19 protein-coding genes are annotated in these 19,870 nt (G+C 61.1%); 13 read left to right on the top strand and 6 right to left on the bottom strand.

The features are described 5' to 3' along the window. Window positions 1-4 precede the first annotated feature (4 nt). Genes gspD through gspM form a run of 10 tightly spaced genes read left to right on the top strand, consistent with a single transcriptional unit; the run spans window position 5 to window position 8,840 of the window. Complete coding sequence (gene gspD / locus J7E36_RS03420; protein ID WP_214999885.1) at window positions 5-1,924, top strand: type II secretion system secretin GspD; 1,920 nt, start codon at window positions 5-7, stop codon at window positions 1,922-1,924. Beyond that, on the top strand, window positions 1,921-3,393 hold the full coding sequence (gspE, locus tag J7E36_RS03425) for a type II secretion system ATPase GspE (protein ID WP_214999887.1): 1,473 nt from the start codon (window positions 1,921-1,923) through the stop codon (window positions 3,391-3,393). Before gspD ends, gspE begins: the two co-directional genes overlap by 4 nt. A 4-nt stretch (window positions 3,394-3,397) precedes the next feature. Continuing rightward, complete coding sequence (gspF, locus tag J7E36_RS03430; RefSeq protein WP_214999889.1) at window positions 3,398-4,606, top strand: type II secretion system inner membrane protein GspF; 1,209 nt, start codon at window positions 3,398-3,400, stop codon at window positions 4,604-4,606. Window positions 4,607-4,609: 3 nt separating this feature from the next. Next, complete coding sequence (gene gspG / locus J7E36_RS03435; protein WP_214999891.1) at window positions 4,610-5,065, top strand: type II secretion system major pseudopilin GspG; 456 nt, start codon at window positions 4,610-4,612, stop codon at window positions 5,063-5,065. Between the two features lie 2 nt (window positions 5,066-5,067). Beyond that, complete coding sequence (gene gspH / locus J7E36_RS03440) at window positions 5,068-5,535, top strand: type II secretion system minor pseudopilin GspH (RefSeq protein WP_214999894.1); 468 nt, start codon at window positions 5,068-5,070, stop codon at window positions 5,533-5,535. Further along, entirely contained in the window at window positions 5,528-5,914 is a 387-nt protein-coding gene (gene gspI, locus J7E36_RS03445; RefSeq protein WP_214999896.1) for a type II secretion system minor pseudopilin GspI, read from the top strand. The genes gspH and gspI overlap by 8 nt, the downstream gene beginning before the upstream one ends. Continuing rightward, window positions 5,907-6,440, top strand: coding sequence for a type II secretion system protein GspJ (locus J7E36_RS03450; RefSeq protein ID WP_214999898.1), 534 nt, complete (start codon window positions 5,907-5,909; stop codon window positions 6,438-6,440). Before gspI ends, J7E36_RS03450 begins: the two co-directional genes overlap by 8 nt. Continuing rightward, complete coding sequence (locus tag J7E36_RS03455) at window positions 6,437-7,282, top strand: type II secretion system protein GspK (RefSeq protein WP_214999901.1); 846 nt, start codon at window positions 6,437-6,439, stop codon at window positions 7,280-7,282. The genes J7E36_RS03450 and J7E36_RS03455 overlap by 4 nt, the downstream gene beginning before the upstream one ends. Further along, window positions 7,282-8,385, top strand: coding sequence for a type II secretion system protein GspL (gene gspL / locus J7E36_RS03460; RefSeq protein ID WP_214999903.1), 1,104 nt, complete (start codon window positions 7,282-7,284; stop codon window positions 8,383-8,385). The genes J7E36_RS03455 and gspL overlap by 1 nt, the downstream gene beginning before the upstream one ends. After that, window positions 8,385-8,840, top strand: coding sequence for a type II secretion system protein GspM (gspM, locus tag J7E36_RS03465; protein WP_214999904.1), 456 nt, complete (start codon window positions 8,385-8,387; stop codon window positions 8,838-8,840). Before gspL ends, gspM begins: the two co-directional genes overlap by 1 nt. A 118-nt stretch (window positions 8,841-8,958) precedes the next feature. On the opposite strand, the gene J7E36_RS03470 is transcribed toward gspM, so the two are convergent. Further along, window positions 8,959-10,215 carry an MFS transporter gene (locus J7E36_RS03470; RefSeq protein ID WP_435304152.1) on the bottom strand — a complete coding sequence of 419 codons (1,257 nt, stop codon included), beginning with the start codon at window positions 10,213-10,215 and terminating at the stop codon, window positions 8,959-8,961. A 142-nt stretch (window positions 10,216-10,357) separates the two neighbouring features. Between J7E36_RS03470 and J7E36_RS03475 the strand changes: the two genes are divergently transcribed. Further along, a complete protein-coding gene (locus J7E36_RS03475; protein ID WP_214999909.1) occupies window positions 10,358-11,251 on the top strand; it encodes a LysR family transcriptional regulator in 894 nt (297 codons plus the stop codon). A gap of 252 nt (window positions 11,252-11,503) precedes the next feature. Here J7E36_RS03475 and J7E36_RS03480 read toward each other — a convergent pair whose 3' ends face one another. Together J7E36_RS03480 and J7E36_RS03485 are read right to left on the bottom strand one after the other, a co-directional pair. Further along, a complete protein-coding gene (locus J7E36_RS03480) occupies window positions 11,504-11,758 on the bottom strand; it encodes a hypothetical protein (RefSeq protein WP_214999911.1) in 255 nt (84 codons plus the stop codon). Between the two features lie 37 nt (window positions 11,759-11,795). Next, a complete protein-coding gene (locus tag J7E36_RS03485; RefSeq protein WP_214999913.1) occupies window positions 11,796-12,155 on the bottom strand; it encodes a DUF6124 family protein in 360 nt (119 codons plus the stop codon). Window positions 12,156-12,600: 445 nt separating this feature from the next. Here J7E36_RS03485 and J7E36_RS03490 point away from each other — a divergent pair, with 445 nt between their 5' ends. Together J7E36_RS03490 and J7E36_RS03495 are read left to right on the top strand one after the other, a co-directional pair. Beyond that, window positions 12,601-13,197: a helix-turn-helix transcriptional regulator gene (locus tag J7E36_RS03490; RefSeq protein ID WP_214999915.1), complete on the top strand. Its 597-nt coding sequence runs from the start codon at window positions 12,601-12,603 to the stop codon at window positions 13,195-13,197. Beyond that, a complete protein-coding gene (locus tag J7E36_RS03495; RefSeq protein ID WP_214999917.1) occupies window positions 13,190-14,068 on the top strand; it encodes a queuosine precursor transporter in 879 nt (292 codons plus the stop codon). The genes J7E36_RS03490 and J7E36_RS03495 overlap by 8 nt, the downstream gene beginning before the upstream one ends. Before the next feature lie 47 nt (window positions 14,069-14,115). On the opposite strand, the gene queC is transcribed toward J7E36_RS03495, so the two are convergent. The 3 genes from queC to J7E36_RS03510 all read right to left on the bottom strand — a co-directional run bounded on the left by queC (window position 14,116) and on the right by J7E36_RS03510 (window position 19,837). Further along, window positions 14,116-14,811, bottom strand: a complete 696-nt coding sequence (gene queC / locus J7E36_RS03500) for a 7-cyano-7-deazaguanine synthase QueC (RefSeq protein WP_214999978.1) — start codon at window positions 14,809-14,811, stop codon at window positions 14,116-14,118. 344 nt (window positions 14,812-15,155) lie between these two features. Beyond that, window positions 15,156-18,665, bottom strand: a complete 3,510-nt coding sequence (locus J7E36_RS03505) for a dermonecrotic toxin domain-containing protein (protein WP_231286365.1) — start codon at window positions 18,663-18,665, stop codon at window positions 15,156-15,158. A 725-nt stretch (window positions 18,666-19,390) separates the two neighbouring features. Then, on the bottom strand, window positions 19,391-19,837 hold the full coding sequence (locus J7E36_RS03510) for an excinuclease (protein ID WP_214999921.1): 447 nt from the start codon (window positions 19,835-19,837) through the stop codon (window positions 19,391-19,393). Between the last annotated feature and the right edge of the window lie 33 nt (window positions 19,838-19,870).

A 19,870-nucleotide genomic window follows, 5' to 3' on the forward strand; every position in this document is an offset into this window, starting at 1 on the left:
ATTCATGAACAGCTTTATCCGCGGCCCCGTATCGCGCGTCCTGCTTTGCCTTGCCGTGTGTTGCCCGCTGGCGCTTCCCGGTGCGCTGCGGGCCGAGGAACCCCACTGGCAACTGGCGATGAACAACGCCGAACTGCGTGACGTGGTCGAGGAGTTCTCTGCGATCCTGGGCAAGACCGTGGTGCTCGACCCCAGGGTGTCCGGGCGCATTACCGTCATGTCCCGTCAGGCCCTGGACCGCGAAGGCGTGCGCCGGTTGTTCTATTCGGTACTCGATGCACACAACTTCACCGTGATCGACGAAGGCGAGCGGATCCTGATCACCCCGGTCACCGACGCCAAAACGCGGGCCGGCCTCAGCGACGCAAACAGCACAACGCCGTCGCAATTCGTCACCCGGGTGCTCGACCTGCAGTCGAGCATCGCTGCCGACATTGCCGGGCTGGTCCGGCCCCTGGTGTCGGCCAATGGTTACGTCGGGCCTTCGGTGTCGTCCAACGCCCTGGTGGTGACCGACACGGCGGCCAACGTCCAGCGCATCGCCGGGGTGGTGCAGCAGTTGGACTCCGGGCGAAACCGCACTCATGTGGTGGTGCCCTTGCGTCATGCCCAGGCCGGGGACATTGCGCCGGTCATGGAGGCTGCCGCCGGCAAGCGCGAAGGGGATACTGCAGGCCTGGTGATCGCCGACGCCCGTAGCAATCGCCTGGTGATCATCGGCGCACCGGCGGTGCGCCAACGCCTGGTCGACCTGGCCCGCACCCTCGATGTGCCGCCGGCCGCCTCCCAGGGCAATGCACGGGTCATCCGCCTGCGCCACAGCGATGCCAAGCAACTGGCCGAGGTGCTGGAAGCGGTCGGCCAGGACAGGAAAACCACCCCGGCCCTGGCCGGCCAGCGGGACAGTGCCGCCACCGGCGCGTTCATGATCAAGGCCGACGAGAGCCAGAATGCGCTGGTGCTGATCGCCGAGCCGGCCCAGGTGCGCACCGTCGAAAACATTGTCCGGGAGCTGGACCAGCCCCGGGCCCAGGTGCTTATCCACGCGGCCATCGTCGAAATTTCCGGGGACATCGCCGAGGCGCTGGGGGTGCAGTGGGGGCTCAACAGTGGCAGCGCCACAGGGTTCATCAATTTTCCCGGAACCGATGTCCCGATCATCGGTGGGCTGAAGTCCGATGCGCTGAAAAAAATGCCGGAAGGCGCCGTGTTGCAGTTGGGCGGCGATCGCTTCAGCGCCCTGGTGTCGGCGCTGGCGAGCAATACCCGCAGCAACCTGCTGTCCACGCCCAGCCTGCTGACCCTGGATAACCAGGAGGCGGAAATCATCGTCGGCCAGAACGTCCCGTTCAAGACCGGTTCCTACACCACCAGCGGCAACGGCGCCGACAACCCGTTCACCACCGTGGAGCGCAAGGACGTCGGCATCAGCCTCAAGGTCAAGCCTTACATCAATGAAGGCTCGACCCTGCGCCTTGAGGTCCAGCAGGAAGTCTCGGACATCGCGCCGTCGGTTTCCGGCGTCGACTCTTCGGACCTGATCACCAACAAACGTGCCCTGAAGAGCACGATCCTGGCGGACGACGGCGAGATCATCGTGATCGGCGGGCTGATTCGTGACAGCGTGCGCACCCAGGAAAGCGGGGTGCCGCTGTTGCGCAGCATTCCCTACCTGGGCGCACTGTTTCGCTGGAGCCGCGAGACCCAGACCAAAAGCAACCTGATGGTGTTCCTGCGTCCCACCATCGTGCGCAGCAACGAAGACCTGGCCGATGTCAGCCGGCAGCGCTACGACGCGCTACGGGACCTGAGCAAGCCCGGCTCGCGAAAAAACAATTCGCTGTTGCTGCCCCGGGACGCTCGCGAGTTGTTCGAGCCGTCCGCGCAAGTGCCGGAGACGGACCTGCGCCCGGGTGACTTGTGAGCGCGTCGCAGACCGTCTTGCCCTTTGGGTTCGCCAGGCGCTTCGGCGTGCTGCTGGAGGGCGCGGGGCCGATCTTGAGCCTGGTGATGCGCCGCGATGCGCCGCTGACCGCGATCGCGGAGGTACGGCGCCTGTGTGGTCGGGAATTGTCGATTGAGGTGGTGGAACCGGCACCGTTCGCGGCGCGCCTGGCCAGTGTCTATCGCCAGGGCCAGAGCGCTGCCGAGCAGGTCGCCCAGGGCCTGGACGAGGAACTGGACCTGCTCAGCCTGGCCGATCAGGTGCCGCAGACCACTGACCTGCTGGAACAGCAGGGCGACGCGCCGATCATCCGGCTGATCAACGCCCTGCTCAGCGAGGCGGTCCGTGAACACGCATCCGACGTGCACCTGGAAACCTTCGAGCAGTACCTGTCGGTGCGCATGCGCATCGACGGCCAGTTGCAGGAAATGTTGCGTCCGCGTCGGGAGCTGGCGAACCTGCTGGTGTCGCGGATCAAGGTCATGGCCCGCCTGGACATCGCCGAGAAGCGCGTGCCCCAGGATGGGCGAATCGCCTTGCGCCTGGCCGGGCACGAAGTCGATGTGCGGGTCTCGACCCTGCCATCGGCCCACGGTGAGCGCGTAGTGTTGCGCTTGCTCGACAAGCAGGCCGGGCGCCTGGATTTGCAGCGCCTGGGCCTGCCCGACGATACCCTGGCCGGCCTGCGCCAGCTGCTCGGCAAACCCCACGGTATCGTGTTGGTCACCGGGCCCACCGGTTCAGGCAAAACCACCAGCCTGTACGCGGCGTTGAGCAGCCTCAACGACCAGAGCCGCAACATCCTCACCGTCGAGGATCCGATCGAATATCACCTGCCGGGCATCGGGCAGATGCCGGTCAATCCGAAGGTCGACATGACCTTTGCCCGTGGCCTGCGGGCGATCTTGCGCCAGGACCCGGACGTGGTGATGGTCGGCGAAATACGTGACCGCGAGACTGCCGAAATAGCGGTCCAGGCGTCCCTGACCGGGCACCTGGTGCTCTCGACCCTGCACACCAACAGCGCCGTCGGTGCGGTCACCCGACTGGTGGACATGGGGGTGGACGCCTACCTGCTGGCGTCGTCCCTGGCCGGCATCGTTGCCCAACGGCTGCTGCGCCGGCTCTGCCCGTCCTGCAAGACGCCTTATGTCGCTGACGCCGCCACCTGCCGGCGCCTGGGGCTGCAGGTCGATGCCGCGCCACGGTTGTTCAAGGCCCGGGGTTGCGATCAATGCCAGAAAGGTTATCGCGGGCGTTTCGGCATCTATGAGCTGGTCGCGGTCAGCCCCGCGTTGTCCCAGCTGATTCATCAGGGGGCCACCGAGCAGGCGTTGGCCGGTGAGGCGCGCAACACCTCTCGCAGCTTGTTTCAGGACGGACGCCAACGGGTGCTGGACGGCCTGACCAGCGTTGATGAACTGCTGCGCATCACTCAGGAGCATTAACACGATGCCGACCTTCGACTATCGGGCCGAAGATGCCCAGGGCCGGCGCTGCAAGGGCCGGGTGGAAGCCGACAGCGCCCGTCAGGCCCGCCAGTTGTTGCGCGAACGCGGTTTGCTGCCTTGGGAACTGCATGAAGGCGGGACCCCGCGCACGTTGAGAACCAGCTATGGCGCAGGTCGGTTGAGCCCGGCCGAGCTGGCCTTGCTGACGCTGCAACTGTCCACGCTGATCCAGGCCGGCCTGCCCCTGGAAGAGTCGTTGGCGGCGGTGGCGCAACAGAGCCAGAAGCGCCGCGTCATCCAGTTGTTGTCGGCGGTGCGCAGCCGGGTGCTGGAAGGGCATGCGCTGGCGACGGCCCTGCGGGCATTTCCCCAGGCGTTTCCCGAACTGTTCTGCGCCACGGTGGCGGCGGGCGAACAATCCGGTCACCTGGGCCAGGTGTTGGAGCAATTGGCGGCCTACACCCAGGCGCGCCAGGCGTCGCGCCAGCGTATTCAACTGGCGTTGGTGTACCCGCTGATCCTGCTGCTGGCCTGCGTTGCGATTGTCGCGTTCCTGTTGGGCTACGTGGTGCCGGACGTGGTGAAGATTTTCATCGACAGCGGCCAACCGTTGCCTTGGCTGACCCAGGCACTGATCGCCGTGAGCGACGGCTTGCGCCGCCACGGCGTGCTGATGCTCACGGCGTTGGCCGGACTGCTCGGGCTGTGGCGTTGGAGCCTGCGCCGAGCCGCGTGGCGCCTGCGCTGGCATCGCTTGTTACTTCGGCTGCCGCTGTTGGGCGAGGTGTTGCGGGCCATGGAAGCGGCCCGATTTGCCAGCACCCTGGCGATCCTGAGCAAAAGTGCAGTGCCGCTGGTAGAGGCCCTGCACATCGCCGCGCAAGTGATCGGCAACCTGCCGATTCGCGCCCGCATGGCCGACGTCGCCCGCTCGGTGCGCGAGGGCGGGACCCTGACCCGCGGCCTGGAGCAAGGCGGTGATATCCCACCGCTGATGCTGCACATGATCGCCAGCGGCGAGCGCGCCGGCGAACTCGACAGCATGCTCGCCCGCGCCGCCGAGCAACAGGAGGCCAGCCTCGCAGCGCGCATTGCCCTGGTGGTGGGCCTTTTCGAACCGGCCATGCTGGTGCTGATGGGCGGCGTCGTGCTGCTGATTGTCATGGCCATCCTCCTGCCTATCTTGAGCCTCAACCAATTGGTGAACTGACCCATGAACCCTCGAAACAACCGACCTGCACCTCTTCAACGCGGCTTTACCCTGATCGAAATCATGGTGGTGGTGGTCATCATCGGCGTCTTGGGCGCTATCGTGGTGCCGCAGTTCATGAGCCGCCCGGACCAAGCCAAGGCCACGGCCGCCCGCACCGACATCCAGGCCATTGCCACGGCGCTGGAAATGTACCGACTCGACAACGTTCACTACCCTTCGACCCAGCAAGGCCTGGAGGCGCTGAGCAAGCGTCCGACCGGTACGCCCTCGGCGAGAAACTGGAACCCACAGGGGTACCTGAAGAGCCCGCCGGTCGACCCCTGGGGCACGCCCTACCAGTATCTCAATCCTGGCCTCCGATCAATCGATGGCAGTTATGACCTGTACTCGTTGGGCGCCGATGGCGCGCCAGGTGGCGATGGAATGGCAGCTGATATCGGCAATTGGGCTGAGTGAGCATGGGTCGTCGTTGCCGCGGTTTTACCCTGCTGGAACTGATGGTGGTCATCGTCCTGATCGGGATGGTCGCCGGCATGGTCAGTTTCGCCATCGGCCCGAGCCCGACCCGCGAGGCCCGCCAGAACGCCCGGGACTTCATCGCGGTGGTGCAACAGCTGCGCGAACGGGCGGTGCTGGACGGCCAGGAATTCGCGCTGCGCATACACCCGCGCGGTTATCAGGCCTTGCGGCTCGATGCCCAGGGCTGGACAGCCGTATCGGCGTTGCAGCGGTTGCCGGACAACCTGACGCTTGGCCTGGAGCAGGACGGCCATGCGGCGACCCTCGATGACACGCAAGGCGTACCGCAATTGCTGATGCTCAGCAGTGATGAGATCAGCCCGTTCAGGTTGTTCATCCGGGCTGCCGGCCAGCACCTTGTGCAGGTGTCCAGTGATGGCCTGACGGAGCCGACGATCGATGAGTAATGCTCGCCGCCTGGCCGCTGGTTGCCAAGGGTTCACGCTGCTGGAAGTCATGGTCGCCCTGGCGATTTTTGCGACGGTGGCGGCGGCGGTGCTCTCGGCCAGCCAATTCGTGCTCAAGCAGAGTGCCGGGCTGGAGGAACGTCTGTTCGGCGCCTGGCTGGCGGACAATCAAATGAGCGAACTGCGTCTGCAACCGGCTCCGGCGCCAGGGCACCTGCGGCTGCCCCAGCGCCTGGATCGCCGCGACTGGACGCTGCAACAGCGCATCGCCCCAGCCCGTGACCCGCGCCTGCTCCAGGTCGAGATCCAGGTCAGCCGGACCGGTAACCCGGCGGTCGTGTACCGCACCACCGGATGGATCCGCCAGCGTGATGAATAGACAGTCGGGCTTCACCCTGTTGGAGCTGGTCATCGCCATCGCCATTTTTGCCTTGCTCGGCCTCGCCAGTTGGCGCCTGTTCGACGGCGTCGTGCGCACACAGCAAGGAGCCGGCCATCACGAGCGGGAAATCAGGGCCTTGCAGCGTGCCATAGGGATGATCGAACGCGATGCCTGGCAGGCCGTCATCGGTTCAATCGTGCTCGCCCCGGCAGGCCTGCAGTTGCAGCGCAGCCATTGGCGCAATCCATTGGACCAGCCGCGCAGCGAGCGACAGGCGGTGAGTTATCGACTCGACGGGGCAGCGTTGTGGCGCGACAGTCGCGGTGAAGGAACAACCCTCGTGCAGCAGCAGAAACTGCTGGATGGGGTGCACAGTTTGAGTTGGCGGGTGTTCGACCCACAGCGCGGTTGGCGCAGTGAAACTGCCGGCGACCCCACGCCGCTGGCGCTGGAGTTGCAGCTGTCGGTGGGGCGTTTTGAGCAGGTCCGTCGCGTGCTGCTGTTGCCAGGAGCGTTGCCATGAATCGGCAACGGGGCGTGGCGCTGATCAGCGTGCTGCTGGTCTTGAGCCTGGCACTGCTGCTGATCGGCGGCCTGCTGCGCAGTCATCGGCTGTTATTGCACAGCAGCGCGCAGCAGTTGCAACAGGTGCAGTTGCGTCAATTGGGGCTGGCCGGTGAAGCCTGGGCGCAAGCGGTGCTGGAAGGCAGCGCGATAGCGCCGTCCGGGCCGGTTGACCTGAGTCAGGACTGGGCCCGGTCCGCACCTGCGTTGACGCTGGATGACGCCGAGCTGCACATCGATATCGAGGATTTGTCCGCGCGCCTGAACCTTACCGCGCTGCTGGCCCAGGGGCAGGTCGATCAAGTTACCCTCGGTCGATGGGCACGATTGCTTGCCCTGTTGGATCTACCGGCGTTCTCGTTACCCCAGGTCGGGGTGGTGCAGGAGTTGAGTCAACTGCGCCTGTTGCCCGGCCTCGACGGCCCGACATTGCTCCGCCTGGAACCTTGGGTGGTGTTATTGCCCAAGGAGGCCCGGTTGAACATCAACACCGCGCCTGCGCTATTGCTGATGACCCTGGATGGCATGGAGGCCGGACCTGCCCAGGCCGTGGTCAACCAGCGCCGGGAAACGCCCTACGCCAGCGTGCAGGCGTTTACCGGTGACCCATTGGTGGCCGGATTGGGCCTTAGCAGCCATGGGTTGGGCACGACCAGCCGCTGGTTCCGCATCACCGTGAGCGTAACGCGCGCGGGCAGCCGTCTGCACCTGGCCTCGGACATCGAGCGCGATGCCGCTACCGGACGCTGGACTGTGCGTCAGCGTCGTTTCCTTCCCCTCAGCCCCAGCGAGCTCCCTTGATGAAAACCTGGCTTTACCTGACAGCCGAGGGCCTGGGCGTGCCTTGCGCCAGTTGGCCCTGCTGTGTGTGGTCGCCGACCGGCGAGCGTCGCTATCTGCCCTTGCACGAAGCGGCTCGCGAATTGAACGGACATGTCGTCGACGTGCTGTTGCCGATGGAAATATGCAGCTGGGTGCGCAGCGATCCATGGCCGTCGCGACGCCAGCCGCGCCCCCAGGCGTTGGCATTTGCCATCGAAGAACAATTGAGTGAGAACCTTGAAACCTTGCACATCGCCGTGGGCGCGCGGGACCGTCAGCAGCGTTATCCGCTGCTGGTGACTCAGCGAGCGCGGTTCCAGGCGCTGCTGGCGCTGCTCGACGCACAGGGCATCGAGGTGGGTGCGGTGCATGTCGATGCCGACCTGCTGGCCGGTGACCAGGCATTTGGCGTGCGCTGGTTTGGCCGCTGGCTGTTGGGCGGGGCGCTGGCGGCGCGGGTGTCGTTGTCGGTCCAGGCCCTGGCAGCGCTCAAACCGGACCTGCCCGAGGACATTCATTGGCTGGACGAAGCGCGTGATCGTCCGGGCATCGATGAATGGTTGCTGGGCACCGGCGGCCATCCCATCGATCTGTTGCAGGGCGAATTTCGTCGCCGCCGCCAGCGGCTGCCATGGCGCGGCGCGGCGGCTGCGCTGCTCGGCGTGTGCGTGCTGAGCTGGGCGTTCAGCGAAGCGCGCGTACGCTTTCTGGAAAGCCAGACACGGCATCTGTACACCCAGAACGAGCAGCGCTTCAGGTCGCTGTATCCCGGACAAAGCCGCATCGTCGACCTGGCGGCGCAGTTCCAGGCCATGCAGGGCCGCAGCGGCCAAAGCCAGGACACACAGGTCGCTCGCCTGGTCCATCTGACGGAGCAGGTCATCGGCGCCAGCAACGTCGAGGCGCAACGTATCGACTTTCGCGAAGGCGAGGGCTGGAAGATCCAGCTGACCGCCAACAGCTTTGTCGAACTTGAACAACTGCGTGAGCGCGGCCGGCAAATCGGACTGCCCCTGACCCTGGGCAGCGCCAGCAAACAAGACAATCGGGTGCGGGCCATCCTGACGCTGGAGAACGGTTGATGAACCTCAAGGGATGGCTGAGGCTGAAGCAGGCCTGGGAAGGACTATCGCGCCGTGAGCAGGGGCTGCTGCTGGGGCTTGCCGGGGTGATGCTGGTGTTCGTGGGCTACACCTCGATCTGGCAACCCACGCGGCAACGGCTCGAAGTCGCCGAGCGACACTATCGCCAACAGGTTGAATTGAACGTGCGGATCCAGCGCGCCGAGCCGGGCCGGGATACAAGCAGCGCCGCTCGACCCCTTTCGGTGCGAGTCAACGACAGCGCAACGGCGGCGGGGTTGGACATCGTCGAGATGGAAGTCGATGGCAATTCGTTGCGAGTCACCGTCACGGGCGATGCCAACCCGTTGCTCCAGTGGCTGGATCAACACGAGCGGGCCGGCGCGGTGTTGCAAGCGCTGACCCTGGAAGCGCGGGACGGGTTGTTGGAGGCGCGGGTAGTATTGCGCCAATGAAGGGCCGTACATGGAACCTGTGGGAGCAAGGCTTGCCCACGATGAAGGTGATGAGGTCTCGATCGCTCCCACGCAGAGCGTGGAAACGATCGATGGGGTTGCTCCTGACAATCGCGGCCTAAACCGGCAGGTTCCCAGGCAGCACCGGCAACTTCGCCAGTTTCACCGCCACCCCCAGTGCCACCAGCAACAACGCGCCGATGAACAGGCCGATGCCGTTCCAGCCGCCCAGGTGCCACGCCACGCCGCCCGCCGTGCCTGCCACACTCGATCCAGCGTAATAGCTGAACAGATAAAGCGACGATGCCTGGCCCTTGGCAGTGAGGGCGCGGCGGCCGATCCAACTGCTGGCGACCGAGTGGGCGCCGAAGAAGCCGAAGGTGAACACCAGCATGCCCGGGATCACCAGCACCAGCGGCGTGGCCATGGTCAGGGCGAGGCCGGCGAGCATCAGCGCAATGGTGGCCCAGAGCATCCTGCGCCGCCCGAGCTTGTCCGCCAGCGCGCCGACTTTTGCCGAACTGTAGATGCCCGACAGGTACACCACCGACAGCAGTCCGACAACGGCCTGATCCAGATGATAGGGCTCGGCCAGCAGGCGGTAGCCGATGTAGTTGAACAAGGTCACGAACGCGCCCATCAGGACGAAGGCTTCAAGAAACAACAGCGGCAAGCCGGCATCGCGAAAGTGCAGGGTGAAGCCGTCCAGCAAGTTGCGCGGGTTCAGCGAGCGTGGCCGGAAGTTGCGCGACTCGGGCAGGATCCGCCAGAACACCGCTGCCGCGATCAGGGCCAGGCCACCAATGACCAGCATTGCGGTGTGCCAGCTGACAAAGTCGATCAGCACGCCGGTGATCAGGCGTCCGCACATGCCACCGATGGCGTTGCCGGCTATGTACAGGCCCATCGCCAGGCCGATGTGCTTGGGATGAATCTCTTCGCTCAGGTACGTCATGGCGACCGCCGCCAACCCGCTCAACGACAGCCCCACCAGGGCGCGCAAGAACAGCACGCCGTGCCAGGTTGGCATCATTGCACTGGCCACCGTGCACAGGGCAGCGGCGAACAGTGCCGCGACCATCACCGGCTTGCGGCCGATGCGGTCGGAAATCGGCCCGGTGATCAGCAGGCCGATGGCGAGCAGGCCGGTTGCCACCGACAGGATCAGGCTGCTCTGCGCCGCGTTGACGGAAAACTCCCTGGACAACAGCGGCATCATCGGCTGCACGCAATACAGCAGGGCGAACGTCGCAAAGCCGCCGCAGAACAACGCCAGTACCGTACGCATGAACATCGGCGTGCCTTTCTCGATGTACACGTCCTTCAGTTGGGCGACGGCATCATCCTGTAGGCGGGGTGGGATTTCATGGGCCAGTGGTGCGACAGCAGTTTTCACGATGGACCTCGCAAGGGCACGATCAGGCAGGCAGTGAAAAAAAGCATATAGCCGGCTAATGTTTCTATCCAATATATTGTTCGACCTGTTTAAGACGTTCTACGACTTATTGGATTGCCCCATGGAATTGCGTCACCTGCGTTACTTCATCGCCGTTGCCGAAGAACTGCACTTCGGCCGCGCCGCGCTGGCCCTGGGCATCTCCCAGCCACCCTTGAGCCAGCAGATCCAGGCGCTGGAGCAGGAGATCGGCGCGCGCTTGTTCGAGCGCACCAATCGTCGGGTCGAGTTAAGTCAAGCCGGGCGGCTGTTCCTCGACGAGGCACGGCGGGTGCTGGCTCAGGTCGACAAGGCCGCTGACGTGGCCCGCCGTGCGCAGTTGGGCGAACTGGGCGAGCTGAAGATCGGGTTCACCTCCTCGGCGCCGTTCAACTCGACGATTCCCCAGGCGATTTTCACCTTCCGCCAGCGGTTCCCCGCCGTGCACCTGAACCTGCGGGAAATGAGCAGCACCCAGGTGGCCGACGCGCTGATGGAAGGTGCAATCGAGGTGGGCATCATGCGCCCACTGCCGCTGCCCGAGTCCCTGCGCGAGATCGAGCTCAGCCGCGAACCGCTGGTGGCCGTGCTCAGCGCCAAGCACCCGCTGGCCCAAGGCAGTGAAGAGGGCCTGTACCTCTCGGCGCTGGCCCAGGAACCGTTCGTGTTCTTTCCCCGCAGCTACGGCAGCGGTCTCTACGCACAACTGCTGAGCCTGGCCCGCGACGCCGGCTTCAGCCCGCACTTCGCCCAGGAAGCCGGCGAAGCCATGACCATCATTGGCCTGGTAGCAGCGGGACTCGGCGTCTCGGTACTGCCAGCGTCCTACCAACGCATGCGCATCGACGGCGTCGTCTACCGCCCCTTGCTCGACCCGGCGGCGGTGTCAGCGGTGTGGCTGGTGCAACGCAAAGACCAGCGCTCGCCGCTGGCGGGGGCGTTTGTGGCGTTGTTGACGGGTGAGTTGGGATCCTGAGCGGATATTTTTGAAAAACAAACCTTCCCATTTTTCGCCGGGGCCAGCGATCGGTGAGTCCTTAGAGAGAAGCGCCAAAGGCTAATGCCAGTCATTGAAGCGTGAACCCGTGGGAGCAAAGGTTGTTCGCGATTGGGAGCCCTTCGACAACGCAATTGACGCGTCTGCCGCTATCGCGAGCAAGCTTTGCTCCCACAGGCTTTGTGTCGTTTGATCCTTGACTGACTGGCATTAGCCGAAAGGCGCCTTTTTTTACGCCAGAATCTGCGACTGTAATCGTCGCCCGACTACGTCCAGCAAATCGCAGCCTTCGCGCAATGACACTACCAGCACGCGCGCCAGTTCACTGTAAGGGCCCTCTTCAAATGCCAGGCTCTCAAGCAGTTGGGTCGCCACGCGCACGCGGTCTGCCGCCGTTTCATGCAGTACGTCCAGTGGCGCTTGGGTGTCGATCAATAACGAAGCAGTAATGCAATCAATGCCGGTGGTGGGGATGTACCTGTCCATAACAAAAATACCTCCATGACCTGGGAAATGGTGCGGCTTATCGTTGGTTGGATGAAGAAACTCCAGGCACCTCCTGAGGAGGATCCAGATCATCGAGCGCCCGATTCACCAGTAACTCGCACAACACGGTGAGTTGCTGCATAGCCAGCGCGACGTTCCGGCGCGGACCGTCCAACTGGTCGGCGAGGTCGCTAGCCATCACGCTCAGTGAGGCGAGGTTCTCACTGGCGTGACAGAGGAGGGCTTCGGTGTCGACGTTCGCGACGACGGTGAACACGTTACTGACTGGGTCGGGGCGCTCTGGTTCATGCGAGCGCCCAGTGGCGAGGGGGGCGGAGAGATTGATTGTATCGATGGATATCGGGGACTCAGCGACTTCTGGGATGACTTTTTTCATTTCTGCAGCTCCTTGCAAGGTTCAAGAAAACGTCAGACTCATTGGTTAATCGAGATTGTTTGGCATCCATGCATGAACCGACGGTCCAGATTTATTACCAGAAATTTTTAACTAATTAATCAAAAAAATTAACATCTGTGTAAAGAAATGATTCTTGTCTGGCTATTGAGAGTGCCCTCTGATTAGAGCTGTTGAGCTGGAAGGCCGGTTGTTGCGCTGTTGTACACATTTATCTGAAGGATAATTTTCTAAAGCTCGTAGGAAAATTCCCTTACGCGCGGACAAGCGCGGTGACGTGAAAATGATTTGAGGTTCGGAAACGATTTTTGCATTGTGGTTTTCTCTCCAAGACAGGATGTGTAGGATGCCAGTCCAGAAAAAATCACCTCATAGCCAGCTCGCCAAGGAGGTTGGTCTGAAGCTATAAGGAAATGGTGAAGCGTTCATGTATAGAAAAGACAAAGCAGAGAAATTAAAAAATAATATTAAATATCTAATAAAGAGTCGTGGTGAAACGCGCCTTTCGTTGTGCAATGCAAGCGGTCTGACTAGAACGACCATCTACAATATTCTCGAAGGACGGGTGGTCAATGTTCAGCAATCCACAGTTCGCAAAATATCCGACTTCTTTGGCGTTTCCTATCAAGAAATAGAAACCGTTGATTTTGAAGCGAGAGAAGTAATTGAAAGCAGCATATCTCTGCATGGAAACATGAACCCGGCGGCTGTTCCCGTGATAAAGGAAAGCATGCTGGCGCAGAGTCTCGACAGAAGAATAGGCGAGTTGGTCGTCTCGCACCCTTTGACCTACTATTTTGGCTCAGCCCGAAATCTGATCGCGGTACTTTTGGAGAATGATATCGCCGGGAAGAATGAGGCGGGTGACTTGTTGATTATTGATAAAGGTTTGGGTCGCAGTGTTGGTGAGAACCTGGTCTGTGACAGAGCAACTAAAAAATTATCTATTGTGCGCGCTTCGGATTGTACGTTGGACGGGTTCTATGTTGTCGGGCGTGTGATTGAGGAGAGGTTCAATGGCTAGCAACGCGGGGACTGAAATTTTCAAGTATAAGCTTCTGGGCTATGAGAATGGCAAAAGCCTTGCCGTTATAATGGTGATTGCCACTGGGCGGGTAATTAAGATAAGGCTTGATGAGTTGCTGAAAAGCAAATTGATCGATGATTTAAGTAAGGCGGAAATAAAAGATATCTACAGAAAATTTTATTCGGGAGGGACTACCGTAACTGCCTATGAAGTCAAGGATCGTCATGAGCGATCCTGGTTAACCTATGTTGCCTTGAATCTAGTGTTGTTTGCGCTTTATATTTTCACTAATGTATCGGCCGCTAAACTTGTTTATATAGAACGCTTTGATGTGGTTGTAACTCCAGGCGTGTTTCTATATCCGTTAACTTTTTTGGTGGTAGATGTATTGAATGAGTCCTACGGGCTCAGGCTGGCCCGTAAGGCAATTTTTTTCGCTTTTGTAAGCAATACGTTCATTTTGATTTTACTAAGCATAACCGGATGGCTCCCCGGGCTGCCTGGCTGGAAACTTGAAGGAGCCTACGGCGAGGTAATTGCCCACGTGTCTTCAGCGTTGGCCGCATCGTCCCTTTCATTTCTTGTTTCTGAATATGTCAATTCATATCTGTTGTGCAAGATAAAAAACCTAACCAGTTCAAGGTTTTTATTTTTGAGAGTGTTTTTCAGCACGTTTTTTGCGGTAATCCTCGATAGTTTCATTTTCTGCTTCATCGCATTTTACGGCGCGATGAAGAACGAAGACATTCTTGGCATCGTGTATGTTCAGATAGTGATCAAGATGGGCTTTGCTTTTTTTAACGTGCTGCCTGCTTATGGTGCCCGGGCGTTGTTCAGACGTTATGTTGTGGGAACCCAAGCTGCTTGACATCAGTGTGATGGGCTATCCTGATAACCCATCACTTCCCAAAAAAATTACAATTCAAGTTTGTTTTTTAAACTGCGCATGACCATTTCTCCATTCTTCAAGAACTGCTCCAAGCCATTTGCACGAAGGCTGCAAGCATCACAACTGCGACATCCATGCCCCTTGATTCCGTTGTAGCAGGTCAACGTCTCTTGGTGGACCAGCTCCAGTTGGTTGTGATAGTCGGCCAGCGCCCAGGTTTCCGCCTTGGTCAGCCACATAAGAGGCGTTTCAATGCGGATTTTATAGTCCATGCCGAGCTCAATGGCGCCATTTAAAGCCTTGATGAATTCGTCACGGCAGTCTGGATACCCGGAAAAGTCCGTTTCGCAAACACCTGTGATGACGGTCTGGGCGCCTACCTGATAAGCATAAATAGAGGCCAGCGTTAAAAATAGAATATTGCGTCCGGGAACGAAAGTGCTGGGTAATCCGTTAACGGTACTCTCGGCCAGCGGAACAGGAATGTTGTCACGGGTTAAGCTGCTAATGGCCAATTCATTGAGCAGTGATGCATCTATAACCTTGTGGGCTGTTACGCCAAGTTTTTTACAAAGCTGGCGCGCCACATCGATTTCTGCGCGATGGCGCTGACCATAGTCAAACGTAACGCAGTGGATTTCGTCATATCTTGTTAGGGCATGTATCAGGCAGGTTGTCGAGTCTTGACCGCCGCTGAAAACGACGACTGCTTTTTTGGTCATTTCATTCATTGGGTTGTCCCGATAGAGTTGAAGGCCTGACCCTAGCTCGAAGATTCAGTTTTTTCCTGTGGGAATTTTCTGAATTTGATTTGCATCAATCGTAGGGTTGATTGGATCTGAATGACGTCAGGCCATGGCCTTCCATGCAGTGGTAATAAAAGCAGTCGGGCCCGCGATATCAAACAAGCTTCACTCAGGAAACCACTCAACCTGTGGCGAGGGAGCTTGCTCCCGCTTGAGTGCGTAGCACTCACAAAAATGGGGCCGCTACGCAGCCCAGCGGGAGCAAGCTCCCTCGCCACAATTCAAGTGAACAGCATTACGTTGTAGGGCGCCCTTTTTTCTCAGCCCTCCCAGACCGTCGCAGGTCCATTGACGTGGTAATCATAAAAACCCTGGAGTATCCAGGTATCGCCCTTGCGCTCAAACGCGGCGCGCCATGCGCTTCGGCCACTGCCCGGGGCCAGTTGGGCCAGGTCGTACCAGTAATATCGGTTGATTCGCTTGGTCGTTACCCTGCCGGCGCGAATGTCCTCCATGATTTCCGTTACTTTGGTTCGGGCCGCCTTCGGGAAGTTATCGTAGGACATCTGCGTTTCGGCCAATGTGCTCGCGCTGACCGTAAACTTGTCCGGCGTCGGTAAGGGGGCGGGTAGAACCGAGGCCGTGTCGGGAGGCTGGCTCCCTGTCACTTTATGGGTCTGTGCCTGGGTCACGATGTCGATATCGAAGGGTTCGTAGTTAGCGAGCGTACGCGTGAAATCAGTAATGTCTTCGCCGGTGAGCAACATGACATTCCGTTGTGTCTGGCCTTTGTTGGCGATGACATAGGGGACTCGATGATTCCTTATTTCAGTCAGTAAGCCAGGCTTGTGCCGACGCTGTTTCTCTTCCCGCAGGGCAGCAATCAGCTCGTTATAGTATTCGTCCGAGGCCATGTACTTTTGCCGGGCGGCCTTTGCTGTTGGCTCGTCTCCCGGAAACAACGCATGGGCCTTGGCCGTCAGCTTGTCTTCCACGGCATTCAACATGTCCCGGGTATCTTTCGCTATCCTGGCCATGGCAGCCTTCTTTCTCCCTTCTTTCGAAGTGAAAGCCATGAAGACGGCACCGGTAATGTTGTCCGTTATGATCGTCGTGTTGACCTGAATGCGGTCTTCGGTAAAGAACAGGCTCTTATGCGCCAGTATCGTGTCGTATATTTTTATTTTCTGGGTTTCGCTCAAATCGACGTTGAACACATTGGCTTCGATGTCCTTGCTGCTGAGGATGACGATGCTCCACGTGTTCATCTTGTCCAGTAGCTGTTCAAGGAAGGCTTTGCGTCTGGGCGCGTTACCCCGCTCTTGAGTCATGTCGCGTACTTGTGAGCGGTAGGCGTTCAGGTCGGGCGCACCTATGTCGGCCATGCTTTCTTGCAGGATGCGTTCGGCCAGTGCTTCGGGCATGGATTGGAAGATGGCCTTCGCGGTGTCGACGGCTTCAAGGGAGGGATAGCGATTCATCACCAGCACCCCTTCCACCAGCGCATTGCAGGTTCTTTGTCGTGGGGTTTCCGGGGGGCGCCCGAACAGGCTCTGGAGCGCACCGCCGCCCCGTAGCCAGGGACGCTCTTCAACACGCCAGCCATCATTTTCCCAGGTGACTGTTCGCTGGTTCGAGCGATTGTCCGGTGCGTAAATGATCTGCTCGCCTGCCTGGACCGCAGTCTTGTAATAGCCCTTGCCAAGCGTCAGATAGCCCTGCCCGGCGGCATCGCGGTAGCGGTGGCGCCCTTCGGCGATCAATCCATGTCCGCTGAACCCTTTGAGCCGATAGGGCTCCAACTGCGGGTCCGGCATGTGGGGCAGGGACGACAGCGCCGGCGGGGCCTGGCGCCGCCGGCGTCCCGCGCGGGCCATGATCAAGTCCTGCCCGGCCTCGGCCAGAACCTCCCCCAGCCCGCCAATAAAGTCAGCGGTCCACTGACGGACGCTGCCGCCCTCGTCATCGATCGCCGCCACTGCGGCACCGCCCGCCATGGTCGGCAGGATCGCCCGGCCCAGCAGGCCGCCGAGCCGACCCACGGGGAACATCGACATGGCGCCCGTCAGCAGCATGACGGCGTTGCGGCGCCCCTCCCGCGCGGACGCGCTGTCGCGCTCGGCATTGGTCACCGTGAGCATTTCTGCCGTTTTGATCGCGTGGGCTATCTGGGTTTCGTGCAGCACCTTGAACAGGTTCGCCTCAACCAGGGGCGAAGCGATTTTCCTGGCGAAATCATTCTGTGCCCGGTCCTTCGTCAAGGCGAAGACCGACTGCGTGATTGCCCTGATCTTCTGCTCCATCGTCAGCTTTTCCGAAAGCGGCACCAGGCTGGCGAGCTGCTCGGCCTGTTCCAGCAATGGCAGGTGCGAAATGAGCCAGCGGGTCATCTCGGGTGTGGCGGTCAGCGTCTGCACCAGGGTGGCTTCCAACGTACGGCTGCTGGTCGCGTCCACGTCCCTGAACACCTTGCCGTCCGGTGCTCCCGGTGTGTACAGGGTCAGCGAGGGGCGGCTCGCCAGCGTCGTGACCCCAAAAGCCAACACTTCTTTCAACACGCTATCGCCCCAGCGCAACTGACGGACCCCAACCTCGTACCCACCGACCTTGCCGCGGCCTGCCGCCGCCGGGTTGTCCAACGCCGCCAGCACCAGTTTCAGTCCGATGTTGTCGCGGTCATGCCGCAGATCGCCCGAGAGGTGGGCCGCCCACAGCTGGGCGCGCATCTGTTGCTTTTTCAGGGCCATCCACGGCGCCTGTGTTTGGTGGGCTACTCGTTGCAGTTCGTTCGGCAGCCGGGCGCCGATATTCGCCCTTTCGATGACTTCCACGATCTGCGCAAAGCTCAATGGCCCCACTATGGCGGGTTGAGGGGCGTTGCGTTCATCCCGCGTCAGGTTGGACATGGCCCATTCCGTCAGGGAGCGACGGTCATCGATGACGCCTCGGACATCACCCATGGAAATCCCGGACCCAAACGGTGATCCGCCCGTGGGGGCGTGCGGATCGGTCACCTGTTTCCTGATGCTCAGTGACACATCTTCAGGGTCTACCGGCGGGTATTTCTCGCGGATCAAACCGGCCAACAGGCTGCGGGTCCGGGCATGAAGGGCGGTAGGGGTGGCCAGTGTCACCGGGTCTGGCGCAGGGGCGCTTTCTGCCAGCGTTCGCTGGAATGTCCGGGTCGCCTGCCACCACGCCAGACGGTCGCCACCGGTGACGTCGGGGTTGTTGTGCAGCCAGTCGTCGAGCTTTTTCAGGCTCAGCCGCAGCTCGCGTTCATCCATGGCGGTGGCCAGGTCCAGCCGATCCTTCAGGTCCGCCGCCGCGTCCATCCTGCTCACCCACGTGTCGATCTGCGTTGCTTCTGCAGGGCCGTCGAGCAGCGCACGGGTCACGGCGCTTTTTTGCGTCGCCCGTAGTTCAGCGACCAGGCGGACAAGGAAGTTCTCGGTTATCGGCGCGGTGTCGATCTCATCCCCGGGATCGCCGTCTTCCCTCAGGCTCGCCTTGAGCGCCGCCAGGTCCTCGTAGAGATGCAGCGGTTCGCCCGGGCGGTACAGCACCGCGGCGCCTGATTCGCTGGCTCGGTCATGCCGGGTCACGACCACGGCACCGGGTATTGGCACGCTCATGGCCCATCCTTGCGGAATCAGGCTCAGGCTTTGGACGCCGGGCCGCTGGTACTCCGTCAGCCGGGCCCGAGCCGCCGCGTCCGGTGCCGCCAGGGCGCGCTCGGTCAGCGCTTTGTGCATCAGTGGGCTCAGCGTTCCGTCCAGCGCATGGAGATCCGCCTGGGTCTTGAGTTGTGTCGCCAGTTCATCAACCAACCAGGCGCTGACGCTTCGGCCCTGGCTGAAATCGGCGGGTTGCTCCCAGAAGTCATCGAGTGCCTGGGTCAGCAGGTGTTGGTAGGCATCCAGCGAGACGCTTTCGGGGAAAGCCCTGCCGGGCCCGTCATCCAGGTGCTGCTCCAGCACCTTCGAGGCGCGTGGAACGGCGTCATTGAGACGGATCATGTGCTGCTGCGAGGTACTCAGCAGATTTATCAGCGCCGCGCTTGGGTCTGTAGGATCATCGGCTTGCAGGGGGGTGTTATCCAACATGTGCTCTTCCAGGGAAAACGTTCGGAAGACCAAGCTATTGAAGTCGGTAGCGGGGAGGGTGGTAGATAGATACCGCACGCGGCGGTGTCAGGCCGGGTAAGCAAGGCCCCCGGGCACAGCCCCCTGTGGGAGCGAGCCTGCTCGCGATCGCGGTGGACCTGCTGCATCTTTGTCGACTGACATGTCGCCATCGCGAGCAGGCTCGCTCCCACAGTGGATCTTCAGTGAGCCCGGAACCTGCATCCGGCACAGGTCCCTTGCGGGAGCGGGCTTGCTCGCGATCGCGGTGGACCTGCTGCATCTTTGTCGACTGACATGTCGCCATCGCGAGCAGGCTCGCTCCCACAGTGGATCTTCAGTGAGCCCGGAACCCGTGTCCGGCACAGATCCCTTGTGGGAGCGACCCTGCTCGCGATCGCGGTGTGTCAGGTGACATCGATATCGAAGGCTTACTGCACCTTCGCCAGATCGCCTTTCAACGCAACCCCGGCCATGATCGCGCCGGCATGGCATTCGTAGGTCGTCGGGTCTTTGCGTTCATTGCTCTTGTAGAAGCTGACGATGTTGGTCACGGCATTGGCGCCGGCGTTCTTGGCCGCCTGGTGCAGGCTGATGAGCGCCGATTGCAAGACCCATTCGCAGGCCACTTCGTCGGACTTGTTGAAGGCGTTGGTCTTCTTGTTGGTCACCGCGCCGGGGCTGATCACGGTGACGTTGCCGGCCGGTTTGTTGCCCGCCAGGTAGAACTTCACGCTGCCATCGATCTTGCCGGTGCGGATGGCTTCGGCGACGACTTTGTCGAACGGCAGGAACAGCGCGGTATCACGGGCCTGGCTGATGGTCGGCAGGGTGCTGAGCAACAGGGCGGCGGTAACGGCGATTTTCTTCAACGACATCGGGGTCTCCTTGACGAGGGTAACGGGCATTTG

It is taken from the genome of Pseudomonas fluorescens (genome assembly GCF_018614775.1).
GTDB classification, from domain to species: Bacteria; Pseudomonadota; Gammaproteobacteria; order Pseudomonadales; family Pseudomonadaceae; genus Aquipseudomonas; species Aquipseudomonas fluorescens_BY.